Here is a 2,719-nt window from a genome sequence, read left to right as displayed (position 1 = left end):
TCGCCGGAGGGTCCGCGGGAGCAGGCGTCGTCGGAGGCGGCGTCGACGTGGTGCTCCCCGACGGCTCGGTGGCCACCGCCCCCAACGAACAGGCCGCCGGAGCCGTCCGCAACGCGCTCAGCCAGCAGGGCGTGCCGTACGTGTGGGGCGGCACGACCCCGGGCCAGGGCCTGGACTGCAGCGGCCTGACCCAGTGGGCGTACCGGGATGCCGGGGTGGAGATCCCGCGTCTGGCGCAGGAGCAGGGCGTGGGTGCGCAGGTGGCCGCCTCCGACCTCATGCCGGGCGATCTGGCCGTGTGGGACGGCCACGTCGCGATGTACATCGGCAACGGCCAACTCGTCGAGGCCGGGGACCCCGTGTCGGTGTCTGCGCTGCGCACCGACAACATCGGTATGTCCTTCCACGGGTTCTACCGTCCGACCGGCTGATGGCGCCCGACACCTGCCGCCACACCGACCCGATGACCGGCGTCGTCGCCGAGGTCGGTACCGACGGTGTGCCGGTGGGTCTGGCCCTGCCCGCCGGGCTGCTCGACCGCCCACCAGCGGACGTGGCGAGGGCGGTGCTGCGCGCCCTCACCGCCGCGGCGGGTGAGGCCCGCGATCTCCTGGACCGGTTGGCCGAAGAGGAATGGGACGGACAGGAGTGGGACCGGGCGCAGTGGCTGGGGGCGGGCGACGAGCCGGACGGGGGGTCCGGGTGAGTGCCGGAGGGCTGGACGTCGATGCCTTTCTCGACCGCCTCCGCGGCATCGCGGCCGAGTGGGAGTCCGCGCACGACCAACTCGAGTCCCTCCGGGTGGTGGCCTCGAGTCGGGACCGGATCGCGACCGCCACCGCCGATTCCGGTGGCACGGTGATCGAGTTGGTACTTGCGACCGGACTCCGCGGGCGCGGGTGCGATGCCGTGGCGTCCGCCATCCTCGAGGCCACGTCCAGCGCGGTCGTCCGGGCCAACACCCGGCGGGCCGAACTGGTCTCGGGGTCGGTCGAGCTCGCGGTCACCGCCCGCAGGCAGACCGACCGGACCCCGGCCGGAGGCCCGTCCCCTGAGCCGGCAGGCGACCATTAGGAAGTCCCGTGGGCGGGCCGTGGCACCCGGTGACGGGCCGTGGATATGCTGACCGGCATGGCCAAGGACATCGTCCCGATCGAGCTCGGTCTCCCTGAGGGAGACGTCACGACACTCTGGGCACCCAGTTGGCGAGAGGACAACGACGACTGGGAGGCGTTCCTCGGGCTCGACGAGGACCTCTATGCGTTCGACTCGACCGCCGAACTCCTCGCCCTGGTCCGGAGCGGCGCACCACACGACCTCCAGGACCACCCCTCCTGGACCGGGTTCGCGGCGTCGGACGTCCTGGCGTTCCGCGCCGCCGAGGAGAACTGTTACGACCTCGTCGGAGTACTCGAACTCCTCGGTGAGAACCCCACGGAGTCGTCGGTCGACGAGATCGATCAGGCCTTCGCGATCGCCCGCTCGATCGGGGAGGTGTGCGAACTGGACACGGTCACCAAGTTCTTCAACGGCAACCCGATCCTGGCCGCGGTCACCCGCGGTATGGACGAGTTCTACGGGCGGGACGGGCTGAAACTGTGGAAATCGATCCGCAAGACCGTCGCGAAGGGCTGGGACGACGTTCTCGACGCGATCCAGGACGTCATGACCACGCCCGAGGTGCGGCCGGACGAGGTCGACCGCGCACGCGCGGACCTGGACGCCGCCGAGGCCGCGCTCCCCGAACCCGCGCCCGAACCCGAAGCCGCCCCGACCGGCTACCCGGAGGGCTCCCTCTGGGAGACGGTCGGGATCGACCCCGTGAAGATCGTCTTCGCCGACCAGGAGTACCTCAGCCTGCGGTGCTACCTGGGCGATCGGCCGGTGTTCCTCGGCGACGGTGACCAGGCGTACGTGTTCACCAGCCCCAGGGGACTGGCCCGGTACCTGGCGGACAACGACGACGAGACCCTCAGCCACGTGGCGACCTACGAGCGCGTCAAGATCGCCGCGACCGACGGCAGCCTGGACATCCACGTGACCGAGGACAACACCTATGTTCTCGCCGGTCTCGACCGCGATATCGAGGTCGGCCCCGGGATGGTCGACGCCGATCAGCTCGGACTGGCGGTCGAACTGATCACCGACCTCGCGACCTACGTGGGCGATTCCGGCCTCGAGGCCGCCGTGACCGGCCGTGGGACCGCGCTGCGCCGATTCCTCCACTACGTCCTCAACCCGGACGACGCCAGGCTGCTCGAGCCCAGTGCCCCGTTCGATGACGAGGCCGGCGAATGGCGCGCCCTGGTCGACGACGTCGAACGCCTGATGACCACCCCCGACATCGCCTGACCTCACCCGGGCTGGCCTGGCCCGGTCCGGTCCGGACTCACCGAGAAGAGCGTTCCGCACATGTCCACTCGGCCGATGCGGTCGACACACTCTTCTCGATGGGCTGGTCGGTTTTCCGGTGGAATCGGCGGGCCGGCGCCTCACCACCCGCGCAGCCGGTCCACCACCACCCCGGCCGGTCCACGAGCCTCGCCGGGTCCACAGATCCCCAGGGCCGACGAGAGCTCGGCGCACGCCGCGGGCAGTCGCGCCGGGTCCCCGGCGTGAACCGTGGCCACCACCTCCCCGAGCCGTACCGGTTCCCCCTCGACCCGGCGCAGCAGCACACCGGCCGCCGGGTCGAGGGGGAACCGGTACGGCTCGGGGA

Annotated in this window: 4 protein-coding genes and 1 pseudogene; 4 read left to right on the top strand and 1 reads right to left on the bottom strand. The window is 71.2% G+C overall.

Annotated features, from left to right (window positions below):
• The 4 genes from IY392_RS10000 to IY392_RS09985 all read left to right on the top strand — a co-directional run.
• The coding region (locus IY392_RS10000; protein WP_194861123.1) for a C40 family peptidase at window positions 1-431 on the top strand (431 nt) is incomplete at its 5' end.
• Window positions 431-706: a hypothetical protein gene (locus tag IY392_RS09995; RefSeq protein WP_107755908.1), complete on the top strand. Its 276-nt coding sequence runs from the start codon at window positions 431-433 to the stop codon at window positions 704-706. The genes IY392_RS10000 and IY392_RS09995, both read left to right, overlap by 1 nt.
• Window positions 703-1,074 carry a YbaB/EbfC family DNA-binding protein gene (locus tag IY392_RS09990; RefSeq protein ID WP_194861122.1) on the top strand — a complete coding sequence of 124 codons (372 nt, stop codon included), beginning with the start codon at window positions 703-705 and terminating at the stop codon, window positions 1,072-1,074. Before IY392_RS09995 ends, IY392_RS09990 begins: the two co-directional genes overlap by 4 nt.
• Before the next feature lie 57 nt (window positions 1,075-1,131).
• Complete coding sequence (locus tag IY392_RS09985; RefSeq protein WP_194861121.1) at window positions 1,132-2,352, top strand: primosomal protein; 1,221 nt, start codon at window positions 1,132-1,134, stop codon at window positions 2,350-2,352.
• A 140-nt stretch (window positions 2,353-2,492) separates the two neighbouring features.
• Here IY392_RS09985 and IY392_RS09980 read toward each other — a convergent pair.
• Window positions 2,493-2,719 (bottom strand): annotated as a pseudogene (locus tag IY392_RS09980) (thymidine phosphorylase); the annotation flags it as partial.

Source organism: Dietzia sp. SYD-A1, from assembly GCF_015356725.1.
Taxonomy (GTDB): domain Bacteria; phylum Actinomycetota; class Actinomycetes; order Mycobacteriales; family Mycobacteriaceae; genus Dietzia.
Note: the sequence above shows the minus strand (reverse complement) of the source record. Positions and strands in the feature narration are given on the sequence as shown.